The sequence below is a fragment of the Sorangium sp. So ce296 genome, from assembly GCF_051529605.1.
GTDB lineage: Bacteria > Myxococcota_A > Polyangia > Polyangiales > Polyangiaceae > Sorangium > Sorangium cellulosum_D.
This window is the reverse complement of the sequence record NZ_CP150325.1, coordinates 453124-474224: the sequence shown is the minus strand read 5'-3', so window position 1 is coordinate 474224 and position 21101 is coordinate 453124. Positions and strand designations below refer to the sequence as shown.

The following is a 21101-nucleotide window of genomic DNA, read 5'->3' as shown; positions in this document are numbered from 1 at the left end:
GATGTGGCTCGGGGAGCCGCGTTCGCCCTCCCCCGCGGGGGAGGGCCCGCCGCGCAGGCCGGCGCCTCGACCCGGGCCGGCGTCGCTCCTCCGCGGGGCGGCACCGGGGAGGGCCGCCGCTCTGGTCGCGGCGGCGACGCTCGCCGCCGTGTTCGCCGGCCTGCCCGCCGCGGTGGCGGGCTGCACGTCCCCCGCGCCGCCGCCCGCCGCCCCCGAGCCGTGCGACGTCCAGATCGTGACGCTGTCGATCTACGCGTCCGACAACATCAACCCCAACGAGAACGGCAACCCGCGGCCCGTCGTCGTGCGGCTCTACCAGCTGAAGAGCAGCGCGCGCATGGAGAACGCGACGTACGATCAGATCCTGCTCCGGGACAAGGAGACGCTCGAGGACGACCTCGCCAAGGTCGACGAGGTCGAGGTCTTCCCGAACGACCTCGTCGAGGTGAAATTCGAGCGCCTGCCGGACGCGAGCCACCTCGTCGGCGCCGCCCTGTTCCACAGCCCGAAGGGGAGCAGCTGGAAGACGTTCTACGAGTTCCCGCTGCCGCCCGGAGAGGCCCAGTGCGGCGGGCGCGAGAGCGACGCGGGGCCGCCCGTGGCCGACCCGCGGGTCGCGTTCTTCATCGACTCGACAAAGATCGACAACGGGGTCGAGATGGACGAGTCGATGTTCCCCAACGCGACCGCCGTGCGGCGGCTCAACCTGCCGAAGAAGGCGGCCGCGCCGGAGGCGCCGTCCGCGCCGAGGCGGTAGCGGCCCATGGTGCGCCCCGGTCGTCCTCGATGCGGTGCTCGATCGCTCGCGGGAGCGGCGAGCGGCGCGGCGCGCGCGGCGCGGCGTGATGGCGCGACGCGCGCGGTCCGGCGTCGCGGCGCCACGCGCGCGGCCAGCTTTCGCGCCGCGCTGCGCGGCACATCTGATAAGACTGGACGGGCGACATGATCCACCCGCGTAAGCCTGTCTGGACCGAGGGGCTCTTCATGACCCCTCAGCATCTGCAGCAGTCGGACGTCTACCACGAGACGCTGCTCCACGCGCGCCTCCACGCGGTCGTGGGCTACGACTGGGGCATCACGTCCGCGCAGTTCGACGAGCGGGCGCTCTCGGCCGGGCAGTTCAAGGTGGTCAAGTGCCACGGCGTCTTCCCCGACGGGACGCCGTTCTTCATCGGCGATCGCGGCGAGGACCAGGTCGAGGCGCGGCCGCTCGAGGGCGCCTTCCCGGCCGCGCTGCAGGAGCTCGACGTCTACCTCGGCATCCCGAACCTGCGCGAGACCGCGGCGAACATCAGCCTCGACCCGGCGAAGGCGGGGCCGGCCCAGCGGTTCGTGGCGTCCCAGGCGACGGTCCCGGACGTGAACTCCGGGCGCAACGACACGTCGGTCACCTGGGCCCGCACCAACCTGCGGCTCATCTTCGGCACCGAGCCGCGCGACGCGTACCAGACCGTGCGCATCGCGCAGCTCACCCGCGACCGCTCCGGCGCGATCGTCCTCCGGAAGAGCTTCATCCCGTCGGTCCTCCGCATCAACTCGTCCGACCACATCATGTCCGGCCTCCGGCGGGTGCTGTCGGCGCTGGTCGGCAAGCAGAAGTCGCTCGTCGAGGGGCGGCGCATGCGCACCGCGGCGTCGGTCGACTTCCAGGCCTCCGACCTCACGAAGTTCTGGCTGCTCCACACCCTGAACTCGTACATCCCGGTCGTGTCGCACCTCGTCGACCACGGCCGCGCGCACCCGGAGCAGTGCTTCGTCGTCATCGGCTCGCTCATCGGCGAGCTCTGCACCTTCTCGGCGGCCGACAGCGACCCGACGACGATCCCCAAGTTCAACTACCTCGACCTGGAGGGCGTCCTCGACCCGATGTTCGATCGGGCGGTCGCGCTCATCAGCGGGGTCGTCACGGACCAGTTCATCATCGTGCCGCTCGAGAAGCGCGAGGACGGCATGTACCTCGGCAGGTTCGATGACCCGAAGGTGCCGCGCACCCACGAGATGTTCCTCGAGGCGAAGGGCACGGACGAGGCCACGCTGCGCGAGCGGCTCCCGCGCCTGCTCAAGATCGGCTCGTGGACGCAGATCGGGCACATCCTGCACTCCGCGACGCCCGGCGTGAACGTCGCCATCGAGTACCGGCCGCCGGGCGCGATCCCGGTCAAGCCGGGGCTCGTCTACCTCCGCGTCAACCAGTCCGGCGATTACTGGAACGACATCCTCGGCTCTGGCACGATCGCCATCTACCAGCCTATCGAACCGCAGAAGGTCGACCTCCGGCTGATCGGGGTCCCGACGGGGAAGTGATCGTGCCTGGCCGCCCCATCCGGGTGAGGAGCCCATGAGCCTCTCGCAGACGATGTACTTTGTTTGCTCCGACGTGCTGTCGCTGATCCTGCAGCTCAGGAACTCGCGCGACCTGCCGGCGCCGGACATCCTCCAGCGGCGCGTCCTCGGCCTGTTCGACACGATGATGCAGAACGGGCGGGAGGCCCGCATCCCCGAGCAGGACATGATCGACGCGAAGTTCGCGCTCGCGGCCTTCGCCGACGAGGTGATCTTCAACTCGAACTGGCCCGGCAGGACGCAGTGGCTCCAGAACCCGCTGCAGTTCCAGTTCTTCCAGCTGAACACGGCCGGCGACGGGTTCTTCACGAACCTCGACAACCTCTACGGCCAGCGCGGCAGAAACCACGTCGCGCAAATCTACTTCCTGTGCTTGGCCCTCGGCTTCCAGGGGAAATATCGTCTCCGGCAGCAGGAGGGCCTCGGCGCGGTCATCGAGGGTGTGGGCAACTACGTCGCCGTCGCCGAGGGCGGCGGGGACGTCCTCGCGCCGAACGCGGAGCGCAAGGACGGGGGCGCCGGCGCGGTGCGCCGCGAGCTGCCCTACCTGGCGATCGCGCTCGGCCTGCTCGTGCTGGCCGTCCTCGTGGTCATCGTGCTCCGGCTCGTCGTGGCCTCGGACGCGGAGGGCGTGGCCGACCAGATCAAGAAGCTGATCAGCACAGGGACCTAGGCGACTCCGCCCGTCCTCTGTTGTTCCCGAGGGAGACTTCCGATGTGGCTGTGGATCCTGAGCGCCCTGTTCCTCGCCGCCGTGTGGGGAGTATGGTTCATGCTGCGCCCCGCGGGAGGGGAGGGGGCCGAGGTGCTGCCGATCGAGATCCCGATCGCGGCGACGGCGGCCGTCCTCTTGCTGCTGGCGGGGCTCGCGATCTACCGGCGGATCCGGGCGGCGCGCGCCGCGCGGGCGCTCGAGAAGGCGATCGCGCAGCAGGCGCAGGAGCAGGTGATCAACGCGAAGCCGGAGCGGCGCGCCGAGATCCAGGAGCTGAGCCGGCAGATGCAGGAGGGCATCGCCGCGCTGAAGGCCTCGAAGCTCGGCGGCGGCCGGCGGGGCGCCGACGCGCTGTACGTCCTGCCCTGGTACGTGATGGTCGGCCCGCCCGGCGCCGGCAAGACCACCGCGCTCCGCCACTCGGGGCTCGTGTTCCCGTACATCGACCCGGAGCGCACCGGCGTGCGCGGCGTCGGCGGCACCCGCAACTGCGAGTGGTGGTTCACGAACGAGGCGATCCTCCTCGACACCGCCGGCCGGTACACGACCGAGAGCGACGACCACGACGAGTGGATGGCGTTCCTCGAGCTCCTGCTCCAGTACCGCGAGCACAAGCCGCTCAACGGCGTCATCGTCGCGGTGAGCATGAGCGAGCTGCTCGACGCGAGCGACGACCAGATCGACCAGACCGGCAAGAAGATCCGCGCGCGCATCGACGAGATGCAGCGGACGCTGCACATGACCCTGCCGGTCTACGTGCTCTTCACGAAAACCGATCTCGTGGCGGGCTTCACCGAGTACTTCGGCGACCTGAAGAAGAGCGAGCGCGCCCAGGCCTGGGGCGCCACCGTGCGGCTCGACGAGGGCAAGTCCGAGCCCGGCAAGATCTTCGATCGCGAGTTCGACGTGCTCATCGAGCGGCTCCACGCCCGCCTGACGAAGCGGCTCATCGGCGAGCGGAGCCGCGACGTGAAGGAGAAGGCCTACCAGTTCCCGCTCGAGTTCGCGGCGGTGAAGCGCAACCTCTCGGACTTCATCGCGGCGGCGTTCGCGCCCGGGGCCGGCGCGGCCCCCGCGCCGATCCTGCGCGGGTTCTACTTCACGAGCGGCGTCCAGGAGGGGCGGCCGCTCGATCGCGTGGTCGGGGCGATGGGTCGGGCGTTCGGGCTGCGCGCGGCGCTCGGCGAGGGCGAGGAGGAGGCGGCGCTCCCGAAGGAGTCGAAGAGCTTCTTCCTGCACGACGTCTTCACGAACGTCGTCTTCCCCGATCAGGATCTCGCGGCGCGCAGCGAGGCCGAGCTCCGGCGGCGCCGCTTGCAGCGGATCCTGGTGGCGGCGGTGGCGGCGTTCGTCGCCCTCCTGTTCCTGCTCCCGGCGGTGATCTCGTACTTCAACAACAAGGCGCTCGTCGCCGAGACGAGGCGCATCTCGGACGAGATCGCGTTCGTGGACTGGTCCGGGCGGAGCGGCGCCCCGCCGAACGTGCCCGCGAACATCGACAAGCTCGACCGGCTGCAGGGGCACGTGGGGAAGCTCGATCAGTACGTCGAGAACACGCCCCTCGACCACGGCTGGTTCATGTTCCAGGGCGACAAGCTCTTCCCCCCGACGATGGGGCAGTACATCAAGAGCCTGAAGCAGGGGTTCGTCGGCCCGGCGAAGGCGCAGCTCGAGGCGAAGCTCGAGCGGGTGCGCGACGGGGAGTTCCTGGACGGCTACAACGCCCTGCGCAGCTACCTCCTGCTCGGCAAGGGCTTCCAGGAACACATGGATGAGCAGGCGGCGCGGTGGCAGACCGGCCGGCTGGTCCAGGTCTGGGCCGACATCCTGAAGCCGTTCACCGACATGCCCGAGAGCGACCTCAAGGAGCGGCTCACGCCGCACGTCGCCTATTACATCGACCTCGTGAGGCGCAACAAGCTCGAGGCCGAGGAGCTGAACGATCCGCTCATCGCGAGGGCGCGGGCCGATCTCCTGCGGGTCGACCCGACGAAGCGCTACTACGACCAGTTCGTGACGAGCCTGATCGACCAGAAGTACGACGAGTCGGGGCCGAACACGCCGGAGAACCTGAAGTACCCGCCGGTGTCCCTGGACGAGATGTTCGCGGACCGGCCCGAGGTGCTGACCGTCATCCACAGCGCGCAGAAGAACCGGGGCGGGCCCTGGTTCAAGGTGGAGGGGCCCTACACGGCCAAGGGGCACGCGCAGGTGCTCGAGTCGCTCAAGGAGGGGAGGAAGAAGCTCGAGCGCGAGCTCTGGGTGCTCCCGCTGTCGAACGACGAGAAGCGGAGCGGCGACCAGATCCAGAAGGAGCTCGACCGCGTCCGGCAGGACTACGACAACGCGTACATCGCGCAGTGGGAGGCGTTCTTCCGCGACATCCAGGTCGACATCCCGAAGACGAACCGGGACGCGATCCACGAGTTCCGGGTCCTCTCCACGCCCGACTGGCCCTACCGGCGGCTGCTCCAGCGGCTCCACGACGAGACGCAGTTCCCGGTGGAGAAGCCGAACGTGCTCACCGCGGACGGCGGCATCATCGACAGGGCCAAGGACATGTTCGCGCAGCGGGTCGAGCGGCGGACGAACGTGCAGATCGGCTCGATGCTCCCGGGGCAGGGCGGGCGCGAGCACTACGACCCGGTGCCCGACAAGTTCGAGTCGATGGCGGGCTTCGGGGTGCCGGCGGCGCCGGCGGAGGAAGGGCAGCCCCCGCCGCCTCCGCCCAAGCTGGGCCAGTACGTCGGCCACCTCGAGCGGCTCGCCGGGGAGATGAGCGTCGTCGAGGACGGGCCGCCGGACACGGACACCTCGAGGGCGACGGAGGCGTTCCAGGACGCGGTGAAAGAGACCCAGACGCTCCTGCTCTCGATGGACCAGACCGGGCAGCGGCTGATGGAGCCGCTCCTCATGAACCCCCTCCGGCAGGCGTACAAGGCGGTCGTGCGGCGCGCCGGCGGCGCGGCGAGCGGCATCTGGGAGGTCGAGGTCTGGCCGCACTACCGCGACAAGATCAAGGACCGGTACCCGTTCAACCTCGCCTCCTCCCGCGACGCCTCGCTCGAGGACGCGATGGCCTTCTTCAAGCCGAAGGACGGCGTGCTCTGGGGCTTCTACGAGACGTACCTGAAGGGCTTCCACTACCAGGTCGGGCACGAGTACTTCCCGAAGTCGCACCTGTCGGGGCAGCCGCAGGCGGCGAAGCCGTTCACGCCGTTCAACGCGAACCTGTACAACTGCCTGAGGCGCTCGGACGAGATCACCGACGCGCTCTTCGGGGGCGGCGGCGCCGAGGGGCCCAAGGTCGTCTTCCACATCAACATGAAGACGGTCAGCCCCATCGTGAGCGAGGTGGTCTTCGAGGTCGACGGCCAGAAGAGGCTCTATCGCAACGAGAAGGAGTTCTGGCACACCTTCAACTGGCCCGGAGAGGGCGCGAAGGGCGCGAGGATCCAGGTGCGCGGCGCAGGCGGGCTCGACGAAGAGCTCGTGCGCGAAGGGCCCTGGGGGATCTTCCGGCTGTTCGAGGCCGGGACCACGACCGCCCAGAAAGACAACGACGCGCTCTTCACGGTGACCTGGCAGATGACCGCTCCGCCCGTGACCGTCACCATGGAGATCCGGCCGACCCGCGGGAACCATCCGTTCCCGGCGAGCTTCTTCCGGGCGACCAACTGCCCGCCCAGCATCGGTGATCGCTTCGGCAAAGGGTGATCCGGACAGCAACGGAGCCGGCGGGGAGGGGGTGTCGTGCGGGGGGCCGGCGGGGGCCCCTCCCGCGAACTCGCGCCTTTTGGTGGCTATGGCCGTGGGGACGGGGGAGCTGGGCTGTGAGGTGGGCGCTGCGATGCGGGCCGGCGCTCGGATTCGCGGGGCCCTACCCCGCCGGCCCCCCGCACGACACCCCCTCCCCGCCGGCTCTTTGTGGCGGGGAAGAGAAGAGAGGGGCGGTCGGCGATCGCTGGCGCGGGGGTTGACGCGATCGTCCTGGGCCTGCCGGCCGGAACGGAGCGTGCGGGGAGGGGGCCGCGCGCGCGGGGGGCGGCGGGGTAGGGCCCCGCGAATCCGAGCGCCGGCCCGCGGCGAAGCGAATCGCTCCTGATCTCGGCGGATCCGTACGTGTGGCCATAGCCACCACAAGGCGCGAGTTCGCGGGAGGGGGCCCCGCCGCCCCCCGCGCGCGCGGCCCCCTCCCCGCACGCTCCCGCTGCGACCACGACCAACCGGGAAGGTGGTAGCGCTCGGTGAGCAGTTCGTGGTTCACTCCCAGGCCGTCATGTTCTGGCGCCGCAAGAAGGGCCCAGCCGCTCCGCCGCAGATCGGCTGCTTCGGCAAGCTGCCCGCCACGGGCGACTTCATCCGGCTGAACGCAGGAGGCGAAGAGCTCGCCGCCTTCGACCGATGGCTGGGCGCGTCCATCGATTTCGCCCGGCGCGCCATGGGCCCCCATTTCGATGCGTATTACCAGCCGGCGCTGGGCCTCTTCGTCTTCCACGGCGACCCGAAGGGCGACGAGCCGCCCGCCCGCGGGCTCGTGGGCGCATGGGCCGCGAGCGGCGACAACGCCGGCCGGCTCTACCCGATCGTCGTGTTCGGCTCGTACGACTACGACCAGCTCCTCGCCGCAGGGCCGTCGCTCCCCATCACGCTGTTCCCGCTCCTCGCCGCCGCCCACGACGCCGCGACGAACGGCCGGTCCATGCCCGTCGACGCCTTCCTCCACCGCGTCTCCCAGATCGCGCCGCCGTCGCTCGACGACCCGGACGCGTCGAACGCCGCCTACCGCGCCTGGCTCAAGACCCAGCCGATGAAGGCGCTCTGGGACGCAGGCTTCGGCACCGACGCGAGCCGCTTCTGGGTGCTGCAGAACATCCTCGACTCGGTGATGCCGTTCCGCGGCCAGGAGCTCCCCAGGACAGGGCTCGCGCTCCGGCTGCCGCTCGGCGCAGGCGACGCCTACGCCGCCGCCGTGTGGATGGACATGACCCTCCGCCTGTCGAAATGGGGACGCACGCTGATGAACGCGTTCTGGACGCCCCAGCGCACCCTGCTCCTCCACCTCGGCCCCCCCCACGTGGGCTCGTTCCGCGAGATGATCGCCCCCACCACCCAGGCCGAGCACATCGCCGACCTCTGCGGACCCCCGCCGGTCGAAGAGCACGTTTCCCGACACGCGCTCGGGCCGGAGCTCGACGCCCTCGTCGCCCGCACCGACCTGTCGCTCGACAGCTTCCTGGAGGCCCTCGGCTGAGCCCGTGCCCGAGCCCACGACCCCCGATCCGCCGCGTGCGCCGCCGCTCCGGCGCGCCGCCATCGATGCCCGCCGATTCGCCGTCCACGCTCGGGACGTCTTGATATCCTTCGCGCCCCATGGCCGCTGAAGACGCCATCCAGAAATCCAAAGCGCGGATCGAGACGCTGTTCGCTCCCATCGACGGCGGCGTCGGCGCCGACGTCACCTACGACGAGGCGTTCGAGGCCCTCAAGAACGAGGTCGATAAGCTGCAGTCGCTCGCGGGCGGCAAGGTCGACTGGTCCCGCGTCGTGACCGGCGCCGACGAGATCCTGAGCGAGAAGTCCAAGGACTTCCGCGTCGCACTGTACTACGCGGCGGCGAAGGCGCAGCTCGACAGGCTCCCCGGCCTGCTCGACGGGCTCGTGCTCGTGCAGGAGCTGAACGACGCGTTCTGGGACACGATGTACCCCGCGCTCCGGCGGCCCAAGGCGCGCGGCAACCTGTGCGCCTGGTTCGGCGACATCGCGGCCTCGACGCTCGCCGGCGTGACGCCCTCCGCCGCGGAGCGCGACGTGGTGAACGCCATCGACCAGGTGAGCCGCGCCCTCGACGCCGACCTCAGCAACCGGCTCGGCGACGCCTACGGCGGCTTCGGCCAGCTCCGGAGCGCGATCCGCAGCGTCGTCGCGAGCCTCCCCGCCGAGGCGCCGCCGCCGCCGCCACCCCCGCCGCCGCCACCCCCGCCGCCGCCGAAGGCGGCCGAGGCGGCGATCGTCCAGGCGCCGGCGGCCACCCCGGTGATCGTCACCCCGCCGCCGGCGCCGCCGCCGCCGCCGCCGCAGGTCGTCGTCACGAGCAGCCCGGGGCTCAGCCTGGAGGCGATCGTCGACGAGGACTCCGCGCTCACCGTCCTCGGCCGCTGCGCGCCCCTGATCGCGCGCGCGGGCGACGCGCTCCGGGCGACGAACCCGAAGCGCGCGGCCGCGTACCGCGTCCTCCGCATCGGGCTCTGGATCGACATCCTCGACGACCCCGGGGCCGGATCCCCGAACAGCACCACCGGGGTCCCGCCGCCGCCCGATCACGTGCAGCGGGCGCTCCCGGCGCTGACGAGCCAGAGGGCGTTCGCCGACATCCTGCCGCTCGTCGACGAGTACGCGCAGAGCTACCCCCTCTGGCTCGATCCGCACCGGTACGCGGCGAACGCGCTCGAGCAGCTCGGCGACGACTACGCCGACGCCCGGCGGGCCGTGCTCGTCGAGATGGGTGTCCTCATGCTCCGCGCGCCGCTCCTGGCGACGCTCAAGTTCAACGACGGCACGCCGTTCGCGGACGCCGAGACGCAGACCTGGCTCTCGAACGACGTGGCGGCCGCCTTCGGCTCGGGGGGCGCCGGCGCCCCCGCGAGGCCGCGGAGCTACCTCGACAAGCCGCTCTCCGAGGCCCGCGGGCTCGTCGCGAACGAGCAGCCCGTCGACGCGATGGTCCTCCTCGAGAAGGCGGCGGCCGCCGCTCCGTCGGCGCTGGACCGCTTCCGCGTGCGGCTCGCGATGGCGCAGATCAACATCGATCTGTCCCAGTTCCTCGTGGCGCGCGCGCAGCTCGAGGCGCTGGAGCACATCGTCGAGCACCACCGACTCACCACCTGGCAGCCGGATCTCTGCGCGGAGCTCTACGCCGCGCTCCATACATGCTACCGGGCCCTGAACGAGCGCGACGACGCCACCCCCGAGGCCAGGGCGAAGGAGGTGCTCTGCTTCGAGCGCGTCTGCCAGCTCGACGCTGCGCTCGCCCTGAAACTTTCGCTGGGGGTCTGAGGGGCCTGACGGGGGGGCGAGACGGGGGCGAGGGGGCCGAGGCCGAGGACGATGAGAAGGCGGATGCGCGTCGCGCCGAGAAGCTTGCCCGGGGGGCCGGGGTTTTGGTCTATGCTCGTACGGCCTGCGGGCGCTCCGCCCGCTGCTGACGGGGAAAGGAGCCTGCGATGAAAGAGGGATCGGTCGCGCCGAAGGAGCGCGTGAACATCACGTACAAGCCGGCCACGGGGAACGCGAAGGAGGACGTCGAGCTGCCGCTGAAGATGCTGATGCTCGGCGACTACACGCAGCGGCCGGATCCGCGGCCCCTCGAGGACCGCAAGCCGATCAACGTGGACAAGGACAACTTCCAGAAGGTCATGAGCGAGCAGAAGCTCGCGCTCACCTTCAACGTCAAGGACGTCCTGTCCGAGCAGGAGAACAGCGAGCTCACGGTCAACCTCAAGTTCCGCCGGCTGAGCGACATGGAGCCCGAGGCCATCGCGACCCAGGTGCCGGAGCTCAAGAAGCTCCTCGACCTGCGCGCCGCGCTGACGGCCCTCAAGGGGCCGCTCGGGAACGAGAAGGCGTTCCGCAACAAGATTCAGCAGATCCTGAGCGACCCGGCTCAGCGCAACAAGATCGTGAGCGAGCTCGGGCTCGACAAGGAAGGGGAGTGAGCGATGGCGACGGAGACACAGGCCGCGGGGAGCGCAGGCGTCCAGACCCTGGAGGGAGGGTCGCTGCTCGACGAGATCCTCGCCGAGACGAAGATGACGCCCGGCGACGAGGGGTACGAGATCGCCAAGCGGGGCGTGCAGGCCTTCATCTCGGAGCTCGTCGCCCCGCGGCGCGAGGGTGAGAAGGTCGACAAGGCCTTCGTCGACGCGCTGATCGCGGAGATCGACGTCAAGCTCTCGCGGCAGATCGACGAGATCCTCCACCACCCCAGCTTCCAGAAGCTCGAGTCCGCCTGGCGCGGCCTCAAGTTCGTCATCGACCGCTGCGACTTTCGCGAGAACGTCAAGGTCGAGATGCTCAACTGCTCCAAGGAGGACCTCCTCGCCGATTTCGAGGACGCCCCCGAGGTGCCGAAGAGCGGCCTGTACAAGCTCGTCTACTCGGCGGAGTTCGGCCAGTTCGGCGGCAAGCCGGTCGGCGCGATCATCGCGAACTACGAGTTCGGCCCCGGCCCCCAGGACATCGCGCTGCTCCAGAAGTGCGCCGCCGTCGCGGCGATGTCGCACGCGCCGTTCATCGCGGCGGCGGGCGCGCAGTTCTTCGGGCTCAAGGACTTCATCGGGCTGCCCAACCTGAAGGACCTGAAGGCGCTCTTCGAGGGGCCGCAGTACACGAAGTGGAACGCGTTCCGCGAGACCGAGGACTCGCGCTACGTCGGCCTCGTGATGCCGCGCTTCCTGCTCCGCCTGCCCTTCGGCGCCAACACCGTCCCGGTGAAGGCGTTCAACTACGAAGAGGACGTGGTCGGCAAGCACGACGCGTACTGCTGGGGCAACGCGACGTACGCCTTCGCCACCCGGCTCGCCGACAGCTTCGCCAAGTACCGCTGGTGTCCGAACATCATCGGCCCGCAGGCGGGCGGCGCGGTGGAGAACCTGCCGCTTCATCAGTACGAGGCGATGGGCGAGATCCAGACCAAGATCCCGACCGAGATCATGCTCACCGAGCGGCGCGAGTTCGAGCTGTCCGAGGAGGGCTTCATCGGGCTCACGTTCCGCAAGGACTCGGACAACGCCTGCTTCTTCTCGGCGAACTCGGCGCAGAAGCCCAAGTTCTACGGGCAGAGCGAGGAGGGCAGGGCGGCCGAGATGAACTACCGGCTCGGGACGCAGCTGCCGTACATGTTCATCATGTGCCGCATCGCGCACTACCTGAAGGTGCTGCAGCGCGAGCAGATCGGGACGTGGAAGGAGCGCGCCGACCTCGAGAGGGAGCTGAACGAGTGGATCGGCCAGTACGTCGCCGATCAGGACGTCGTCTCCGCCGCGACCCGCGGGCGCCGGCCGCTCCGCAAGGCGAGGATCATCGTGACCGAGGTGCCGGGCAACGCCGGCTGGTACAAGGTCGACATGCAGGTGCGCCCGCACTTCAAGTACATGGGCGCGTTCTTCACGCTGAGCCTCGTCGGCAAGCTCGACAAGGAGTGAGCGGCCGGCCACGGCACCGCGCTGCCCGCGCGGTGCCTGGCCGCGCAGCGGGCGGCCAGGCTACGCAGCGGGCGGCCAGGCTACGCAGCGGGCGGCCAGGCTACGCAGCGGGCGGCCAGGCTACGCAGCGTGGGCGACGCCGCGAAGCGGGCGGCCCTGGAACGAGCCCGCCCGCCGGCGTAGGCTCGGGCGATGAGGAAACTCTCAAGGATCTGCGTCTATTGCGGGTCGAGCGCCGGCGCGTCGCCGGCCTACCGCGCGGCGGCCGTTCAGGTCGGGGAGCTCCTGGCCGCGCGAGGGATCGGGCTCGTGTACGGGGGCGGCCACGTGGGGCTCATGGGCGCGGTCGCCGACGCGGTGCTCGCGGCCGGCGGGGAGGCGATCGGCGTCATCCCCCACTTCCTCAACCAGCGCGAGATCGAGCACCGGGGCCTGACGGAGCTCCACGTGGTCGAGACGATGCACGAGCGCAAGGCGAAGATGGCCGCGCTCTCCGACGCCTTCATCGCCCTGCCGGGGGGCATCGGGACGCTGGAGGAGCTGTTCGAGGTGTGGACCTGGACGCAGCTCGGGTCTCAGGAGAAGCCGGTCGGGCTGCTCGACGTCGCCGGGTATTACCGGCCGCTGATCGCCTTTCTGGATCACGTGGTGGTCGAGCGGTTCCTCAAGCCGGGCCACCGCGCGATGCTCCAGGTCGAGAGCGACGCCGAGGCGCTCCTGGGGCTGCTCGCCGCCTGGCGCCCGAACGTCGAGCACAAGTGGATGGCGCCCGACGAGCGGTAAGCGCGTCGCTCGACGCGAAGTCGGGAGCGAGGTTCATTCCTTCAACTCGAGCGCATTTCTCATCCGCCCTGTCGAGGACCCGGCCGCGCGCGCTCACGAAACGCGGCCGCACTGCGGTGGTCGATCAGGCGATACCCTAGCTCGTATCCGGATCTCTCCTTAGCTCCGCTGCATGAGGGGCACTCCCGAGCGCTCCGGCAAGCATCGTGCATCTACGACCCTGCGCTCGCGCCCGGAGGCGCGTCGAAGGGCGCGGCGCAGGTTGCATTTTTTGTGAAGGCCCCACAGGAAACGCCCGAACGCGGCGCATTTTGTCTCATCTGTGGCAAGTTCGCCGGTTCTCGCGTCCAGCGATCATGGCGCCGGCGAGCGTACTTCGATGTTCAGCGCTCTGCCCAGCCCATGTAGCGGATTGCCGCGCGTTTCACGGCGGCCGCTCGGCCCGGCCGCGATGTCCCCGTCAATGGCTTCATCCCGTCGTCGGCCCGTGAATTGCTAAAAGCCGGCGCGGTACGTTCTCAATTCACAGAAATCGGAGACAAGATGAAGCAGGTCGGGCCCGATCTCATCTGTTTGTCGCACCTGCGCTGGAACTTCGTCTTCCAGCGACCGAACCATCTGATGAGCCGCTTCGCGCAGGAGAGGCGGGTTTACTTCGTCGAAGAGCCCGTGTTCGAGGACGGGCCCCCGAGGCTCGAGGCGAGGCACATCGAGGCCAATCTCACCGTCGTCGTCCCCCACCTCCGCCACGGCACCGAGCAGGAGGAGGCCCTCGCGCAGCAGCGCCGCCTGCTCAACTCCTTCGTGCGGGAGCAGGACATCCGGCAGCCGATCCTGTGGTTCTACACGCCGATGTCGCTGCCGATCGCCGCGGACGTGGAGCCGTCGCTCGTCGTCTACGACTGCATGGATGAGCTCTCCGCCTTCCGCGGCGCCCCGCCGATCCTCCGGGAGCGGGAGCGCGAGCTCTTCGCGCGCGCCGATCTCGTGTTCACCGGCGGCCAGAGCCTCTACGAGGCGAAGCGCGCCCAGCACCCGTCGGTGCACGCCTTCCCGAGCAGCGTCGACGCGGCCCACTTCGCGAGGGCGCGCGAGCACGCCGCGGACCCGGACGACCAGCGCGACATCCCGAGGCCGCGGCTCGGGTTCTTCGGCGTCCTCGACGAGCGGCTCGACGTCGAGCTCGTCGCCCGCGTGGCCAAGGAGCGCCCCGACTTCCAGCTCGTCATGCTCGGGCCGGTCGTGAAGATCGACCCGGCCACGCTGCCCCGGCTGCCGAACATCCACTGGCTCGGCCAGAAGTCATATCAGGATCTTCCGGCCTACCTCGGCGGCTGGGACGTCGCACTCATGCCGTTCGCGCTCAACGAGGCGACCCGGTTCATCAGCCCGACGAAGACGCTCGAGTACCTCGCCGCGGGCAAGCCGGTCGTCTCCACCGCCATCCGTGACGTGGTCACGCCCTACGGCGAGAAGAAGGCGGTGCACATCGCCGACGCCTCCACGTTCGTCGCCGCGGCCCTCGCAGCGCTCGCGGGGCCGCGCGAGGAGCACATCGCGATCGCGGACGAGATGGTGAGCGCGACGTCGTGGGACAAGACGTGGCGCTCGATGTCGAAGCTCATCGCTGACGCACTCCAATCCAAGCGTCCGGCGGCTGTCCGGGCGGAAGGGAACGTACCGTGTTCGACACTCTGATCGTAGGTGCTGGGTTCGCTGGCAGCGTGCTCGCCGAGCGCCTTGCCTCGCAGATGAGCAAGTCGGTCCTCCTGTGCGACAAGCGTCCGCACATCGGCGGCAACGCGTACGACTACCACGATGACGCCGGGGTCCTCATCCACAAGTACGGCCCCCACATCTTCCACACCGCGTCGCCGCGGATCTTCCGCTACCTGTCGCAGTTCACGGAGTGGCGCCCGTACGAGCACCGCGTGCTCGCGCACGTCGACGACAAGCTCGTCCCGTTCCCGATCAACGTGGATACGGTCAACGCCCTCTACGGGACCAACTACTCGCCCGCCGAGGTCGAGGCGTTCTTCGCCCGCGTCGCCGAGCCGATCAAGCACTGCCGCACCTCCGAGGACGCGGTCGTCAGCAAGGTGGGCCGGGAGCTCTACGAGAAGTTCTTCCGCAACTACACGCGCAAGCAGTGGGGGCTCGACCCGTCGGAGCTCGACGCCTCGGTCGCCTCGCGCGTGCCGGCGCGCACGAACTACGACTCCCGGTACTTCACGGACGAGTTCCAGGCCATGCCGCTGCGCGGCTACACGCGGATGTTCGAGAACATGCTGGATCACAAGAAGATCCGGATTCTCCTGAACACAGATTACCGCGACATCATGAACGAGGTGAGCTTCAAGGAGATGATCTACACGGGCCCGGTAGACTCCTTCTTCGACTTCCGCTACGGGAAGCTCCCTTACCGCTCCCTGGAGTTCAAGTTCGAGACGCATGACAAGGAGACCTTCCAGCCGGGCGCGGTCGTCAACTACCCGAACGAGCACGCGTATACCCGCATCACGGAGTTCAAGTACCTCACGGGGCAGCAGCACCCGAAGACGAGCATCGTGTACGAGTTCCCGAGGGCCGAGGGCGACCCCTATTACCCGGTGCCGCGGCCCGAGAACGCGGAGATCTACCGGAAGTACAAGGCCCTCGCCGACGCGACGCCGAACGTGCATTTCGTCGGGCGGCTCGCGACGTACCGGTACTACAACATGGACCAGGTCGTGGGTCAGGCGCTCGCCACCTTCGACCACATCCGCGAAGCCAAGCTCGACGGAGCAGCGGTGACCGTCGCCGCCTAACGGACCCATGCCTCGACAGCACCTTGCACAGATCGGTATCCCAGGTTCGGTGCCGCCGCCGGCCGACAGCGGCGCTGCCCGCGGCTACCCGCGCCCGCTGCTCCGGCGAGAGGGCTGGACCTCGCTGAACGGGGCGTGGGAGTTCGCCCTCGATCCCCGGGCCGAGTGGAGCTCGCCGGCCGACGCGCGCTTCGACAGGACGATCGAGGTGCCGTTCGCCCCGGAGACGCCGCGGAGCGGGGTCGGCGAGACCGGCTTCTTCAAGGCCTGCTGGTACAGGCGCCAGGTCAAGGTGCCGGAGCTCGACCCCGCCGAGCGGCTCATCCTGCACTTCGGCGCCGTGGACTACCTGGCCAGGGTGTGGATCGAGGGCAGCTTCGCCGGCGAGCACGAGGGCGGCTACACGCCGTTCGAGCTCGACATCACCGAGCACGTGAAGGGGCGCGAGAGCGTCACGATCGTGGTGCAGGCCCACGACGATCCGAACGACCTCGCGAAGCCGCGCGGCAAGCAGGACTGGAAGCTCGAGCCTCACTCCATCTGGTACCCGCGGACCACGGGGATCTGGCAGACGGTGTGGATCGAGCGCGTGCCGCGCATGCGCGTCGAGTACCTCCGGTGGACCCCGAACCTCGAGCGCTGGGAGATCGCGGTCGAGGTCCGCGTCGCCAACGCGCCGGTGGAGGGCGCGCGCGTCGGCGTGCGGCTGCGCGTCGGCGACATGACGATCGCGAACGACCAGTACACGGTCGTGGCCGGGGAGGTCCACCGGCGCATCACGCTCTCCGACCCAGGCATCGACGACTTCCGCAACGAGCTCCTGTGGTGCCCCGAGCGCCCGACGCTGATCGAGGCCGACATCGTCCTCTACGACCAGTCCGGGATGACGATCGACCGCGTGAAGAGCTACACGGCGCTGCGCTCGGTGGCCGTCCGCGGGGACCGCTTCCTCCTGAACGGGCGGGCGTACGTCCTCAGGATGGTGCTCGACCAGGGCTACTGGGAGGGGACCGGGATCACCGCGCCCGACGACGAGGCGCTGCGCCGCGACGTCGAGCTCACGAAGCAGATGGGCTTCAACGGCGCGCGGAAGCACCAGAAGATCGAGGATCCGCGGTACCTCTACTGGGCCGATAGGCTCGGACTGCTCGTGTGGGAGGAGATGCCGAGCGCCTACCGGCACACGCGCAAGTCGATCGAGCGGCTCGCGCGGCAGTGGCTCGAGGCGATCCGGCGGGACATCAGCCACCCGTGCATCGTCGCGTGGGTGCCGTTCAACGAGTCGTGGGGCGTCCCGAACCTGCCGGACAACCCGAACGAGCGGCACTACGTGCAGGCGCTCTATCACCTCACGAGGTCGATGGACTACACGAGGCCGGTCATCGGCAACGACGGGTGGGAGAGCGTGGCGACCGACATCATCGGGATCCACGACTACGATCCGTCGCCCGAGCGCATCGCGCGCCGCTACTTCGCGCACGACGTCGTGCCCAAGCTGCTGAAGCGGGAGAGGCCCGGGGGACGCGCCCTCGTGCTCGACCCGTCGGTCAGCCACGAGACCGCGATCGTGCTGTCGGAGTTCGGCGGGATCGCGATCGCGCCCGGCGGCGGCGACGGCGGCACGTGGGGGTACTCCGCGTGCAGGACGTCGGAGGAGTTCGCCGAGCGCTACACGAAGCTCATGAAGGTGATCAACTCCCTCGAGCTGCTCGCCGGCTTCTGTTACACGCAGTTCGCCGACACGTACCAGGAGGCGAACGGCCTGCTCCACGCCGACCGCACGCCGAAGTTCCCGCTCCACAAGATGGCGGCGGCGACGCAGGGGATCCCGTTCGTCGGCCCGAACGAGACGCCCTCGACGCTGAGCGACGGGGGGCTCGCGGACATGCCGGCCTTTGCGGACATGCCCGGGCTCGTGGACATGGGTGCGCCGCGATGACCGCGCGCGGGCCGGGCTTCGAGGCCGTCTTCGGCCGCCCGGCGAAGCTCGCGGCCGAGGCGCCGGGGCGCGTGAACCTGATCGGCGAGCACACCGATTACAGCGGCGGGTACGTGCTGCCGACGGCGATCCCGCAGAAGACGCGCATCGAGATCGCGCCGCGGGACGACGGGCTCGTCCAGGTCGCGAGCGAGAACGTGGACGGCGGCGCCCCGCTCTCGTTCCGCGCCGGCGAGGAGGCGCGCCGCGGCCTGTGGCTCGACTACGTGCAGGGCATCACCGCGGTCCTCTGCGGCCGGGGCGCGTCGATCCCGGGCTTCGACGCGAGGATAGCGTCGTCGGTGCCGCTCGGCAGCGGCCTGTCGTCGAGCGCCTCGCTGCTCGTGGCGCTCGCCCGCGCCTTGCGGGCGATGCTCGACCTCTCCATCGACGACGTGGAGATCGCCCGGATCGCCCACGCGGCGGAGCACGACTTCGTGGGCGCGCCCGTCGGGAACATGGATCAGATGGCCGCGAGCCTCGCCGACGAGCACACGGCGCTGTTCATCGACACGAGGACCCTCGCGTTCGAGCGCATCCCGCTGCCCGCCGAGGCCGAGCTGCTCGTCGTGAACTCGGGGGTGGCGCACCAGCACGCGAGCGGCGACTACAAGACGCGGCGCGCGGAGTGCGAGCGCGCCGCGGCCCTGCTCGGCGTGCCGCAGCTCCGGGACGTCGACGCGGCCGCCGAGCAGCGCATCGCGTCGCTGCCGGCGCCGCTCGACCGGCGCGCGCGCCACGTCGTGACCGAGAACGCCCGGGTGCTCGCCGCCGTGGCCGCGCTCCGCGCCGGGGATCTCGGCCGTTTGGGCGAGCTCTTCGACGCGTCGCACCGGTCGATGCGCGACGACTTCGAGGTGTCGGTGCCGGCGGTCGACGCGCTGGTGGAGAGCGCGCGGGCGCAGCCGGACGTCTTCGGCGCCCGGCTGACCGGCGGCGGCTTCGGCGGCTCGATCGTGGCCCTGGTGAAGCGCGGCTGCGCGGCACAGGTGGGCCGGGCCGTCGTCGAGGCCTACGGGCGAACGCCGGGCCGGCACGCGACGGTGCTGGTGGGAGGGGTGACCCCGTGAGCGAGCGCGCCGGGATCGCGCTCTGGGCCGGCGTCGAGTGCACGGTCAACCGCGTCGGCGACCAGTACTTCGACCAGCTGGAGCGCACGGGCCACCACGGCCGCATCACCGACCTGGACCTGCTCGCGGAGCTCGGGGTCACCGCCGTCCGGTACCCGGTCCTCTGGGAGCGCACGGCCCCGGACGGCCCGCGGAGCGCCGATTTTTCCTGGGCAGACGAGCGCCTCCACCGGCTGCGGGAGCTCGGCATCGACGTGATCGTCGGGCTGGTCCACCACGGCAGCGGGCCGCCGTGGACCAGCCTGATGGAGGACAGCTTCGCGAGCGGCCTCGCGGAGTTCGCCGGCGCCGTGGCGGAGCGCTACCCGTGGGTGCGCGACTTCACGCCGGTGAACGAGCCGCTCACGACCGCGCGCTTCAGCGCGCTCTACGGGCACTGGTACCCGCACCGCCGGGACTCGGCCTCCCTCATGCGCGCGCTGCTCGTGGAGACGCGCGCCACCGCGGCCGCGATGCGCGCGATCCGGCGGGTGCGCCCGGACGCGCGGCTCGTGCAGACGGAGGACTTCGGCGCGATCGCCAGCACGCCCCGGCTCGCCTACCAGGCGGAGTTCGAGAACCACCGGCGCTGGCTGAGCCTCGATCTGCTGTACGGGCGCGTCGACGCCGCGCACCCGCTGCGCCAGCACCTCCGCGACTGCGGCGTGAGCGACGAGGAGCTCGCGCGGCTCGCGGCGGAGCCGTGCCCGCCGGACGTGATCGGCGTGAACTACTACCTGACGAGCGATCGGTTCCTCGATCACCGCGTCGAGCGCTACCCCTCGTGGACGCACGGCGGCAACGGGCGCGACGCGTACGCCGACGTGGAGGCGGTGCGCGTCCGGGAGGAGGGGATCTTCGGCCACCACGCGGTGTTGCGCGACGTGTGGCGGCGGTACGCGACGCCGATCGCGATCACCGAGGTCCACCTCGGGTGCACGCCGGAGGAGCAGATCCGCTGGCTTGCCGAGGCGTGGGAGGGCGCGCGCGCGGCCCGGGCGGAGGGCGCCGACGTGCGGGCGGTGACGCTGTGGTCCGCCTTCGGGGCGTACGACTGGGACAGCCTGGTCACCCAGGCGCGCGGCCACTACGAGCCGGGGGTCTTCGACGTGCGCGGGCCCGCGCCACGGCCCACGGCGCTCGCGGCGGTCGCGAAGGAGCTCGCGTCCACCGGCCGGACCGAGCACCCGCTCGCCGGGGCGCCGGGCTGGTGGCGGCGCGACGAGCGGCTGCTCTACGGGGCGCCGCGATCGACGACGCGGAGCATCTGCCGGCCGCGCGAGCGCCCGATCCTGATCACGGGCGCGGGCGGGTCGCTCGGCGCGGCGGTGGCGCGCGCGTGCGAGGAGCGCGGCCTCCACGTCCGGGCCATGACGCGGGGCGAGCTCGACATCGCGGACGCGCCGGCCCTGGAGCGCGCGATCGACGAGGTCGACCCGTGGCTCGTGATCAACGCGGCGGGCTACACGCGCGTGCACGACGCCGAGGACGAGATCGAGGCGTGCCGCCGCGCCAACGTGGTGGGGCCGATCCTCCTTGCGGGGGCGTGCCGGCGCCACGGCGCGCGGCTCTTGATGTTCTCGTCGGCCTTCGTGTTCGACGGGAGCAAGCCCGACCCCTACGTCGAGGATGATCCGGTCGCGCCCATCAACGCGTTCGGCGAGGCGCAGGCGCTGGGGGAGAGGGGCGTGCTCGACGCGCTGCCGGGCGCGCTGGTCGTCCGCACGGGCAGCCTGTTCGGTCCGTTCGAGGCGCGCAGCTTCGCCGCGCTCGCGCTGTCGGCGGTGAAGCGCGGGGAGCCGTTCCACGCCGCGGACGACCTCTTCGTGTCGCCCACGTACCTGCCGCACCTGGCGCACACGTGCCTGGATCTCGCGATCGACCAAGCCGAGGGCATCTGGCACCTGGCGAACGACGGCGTCCTGAGCTTCGCCTCGTGGGCGAAGATGATGTGCGACGCGTTCGGTCTGCCCTCGCGCGCGGTGCACGCGTGTCCGGCGCACACCCTGGGCCTCCGGGCGAATCTGCCCCGCCAGGGGGGGCTCCACAGCCGCCGCCGCGCGACGTTGCCAACCTTGCCCGAGGCCGTCGAGCACTACGTCAGGCACCGGGCGGAAGCGGCGCCGGCGGCCGGGTAGGCCGGCGTTCCAGCCGTGCTCTCCG

General features: G+C 70.4%; 14 protein-coding genes. All 14 read left to right on the top strand.

Annotated elements, in window-relative coordinates:
* Positions 1-148 precede the first annotated feature (148 nt).
* Positions 149-757: a type VI secretion system lipoprotein TssJ gene (gene tssJ, locus WME98_RS01880; protein WP_437949697.1), complete on the top strand. Its 609-nt coding sequence runs from the start codon at positions 149-151 to the stop codon at positions 755-757.
* A 227-nt stretch (positions 758-984) separates the two neighbouring features.
* Positions 985-2304, top strand: coding sequence for a type VI secretion system baseplate subunit TssK (gene tssK, locus WME98_RS01875; protein ID WP_437949696.1), 1320 nt, complete (start codon positions 985-987; stop codon positions 2302-2304).
* Between the two features lie 34 nt (positions 2305-2338).
* Positions 2339-3016, top strand: coding sequence for a DotU family type IV/VI secretion system protein (locus WME98_RS01870; RefSeq protein ID WP_020737975.1), 678 nt, complete (start codon positions 2339-2341; stop codon positions 3014-3016).
* Between the two features lie 42 nt (positions 3017-3058).
* A complete protein-coding gene (gene tssM / locus WME98_RS01865; RefSeq protein ID WP_437949695.1) occupies positions 3059-6775 on the top strand; it encodes a type VI secretion system membrane subunit TssM in 3717 nt (1238 codons plus the stop codon).
* A 517-nt stretch (positions 6776-7292) separates the two neighbouring features.
* Entirely contained in the window at positions 7293-8312 is a 1020-nt protein-coding gene (tagF, locus tag WME98_RS01860) for a type VI secretion system-associated protein TagF (protein ID WP_437331866.1), read from the top strand.
* Positions 8313-8431: 119 nt separating this feature from the next.
* Positions 8432-10114 carry a type VI secretion system protein TssA gene (gene tssA / locus WME98_RS01855; protein WP_437949694.1) on the top strand — a complete coding sequence of 561 codons (1683 nt, stop codon included), beginning with the start codon at positions 8432-8434 and terminating at the stop codon, positions 10112-10114.
* 167 nt (positions 10115-10281) lie between these two features.
* Positions 10282-10773 (top strand): type VI secretion system contractile sheath small subunit, encoded by a 492-nt coding sequence (gene tssB, locus WME98_RS01850; RefSeq protein ID WP_020737970.1) that lies wholly within the window; start codon positions 10282-10284, stop codon positions 10771-10773.
* Positions 10774-10776: 3 nt separating this feature from the next.
* Entirely contained in the window at positions 10777-12261 is a 1485-nt protein-coding gene (gene tssC / locus WME98_RS01845) for a type VI secretion system contractile sheath large subunit (RefSeq protein WP_437949693.1), read from the top strand.
* Between the two features lie 192 nt (positions 12262-12453).
* Complete coding sequence (locus WME98_RS01840; protein ID WP_437949692.1) at positions 12454-13044, top strand: TIGR00730 family Rossman fold protein; 591 nt, start codon at positions 12454-12456, stop codon at positions 13042-13044.
* A gap of 543 nt (positions 13045-13587) precedes the next feature.
* Positions 13588-14742, top strand: coding sequence for a glycosyltransferase family 1 protein (locus WME98_RS01835; RefSeq protein WP_437949691.1), 1155 nt, complete (start codon positions 13588-13590; stop codon positions 14740-14742).
* Entirely contained in the window at positions 14727-15851 is a 1125-nt protein-coding gene (gene glf, locus WME98_RS01830; RefSeq protein WP_437949690.1) for a UDP-galactopyranose mutase, read from the top strand. The genes WME98_RS01835 and glf overlap by 16 nt, the downstream gene beginning before the upstream one ends.
* A gap of 49 nt (positions 15852-15900) precedes the next feature.
* Positions 15901-17790, top strand: coding sequence for a glycoside hydrolase family 2 protein (locus WME98_RS01825; RefSeq protein WP_437949689.1), 1890 nt, complete (start codon positions 15901-15903; stop codon positions 17788-17790).
* On the top strand, positions 17787-18899 hold the full coding sequence (gene galK, locus WME98_RS01820; RefSeq protein WP_437949688.1) for a galactokinase: 1113 nt from the start codon (positions 17787-17789) through the stop codon (positions 18897-18899). Before WME98_RS01825 ends, galK begins: the two co-directional genes overlap by 4 nt.
* Positions 18896-21076: a family 1 glycosylhydrolase gene (locus WME98_RS01815; protein WP_437949687.1), complete on the top strand. Its 2181-nt coding sequence runs from the start codon at positions 18896-18898 to the stop codon at positions 21074-21076. The genes galK and WME98_RS01815 overlap by 4 nt, the downstream gene beginning before the upstream one ends.
* The last annotated feature ends 25 nt before the right edge of the window (positions 21077-21101 follow it).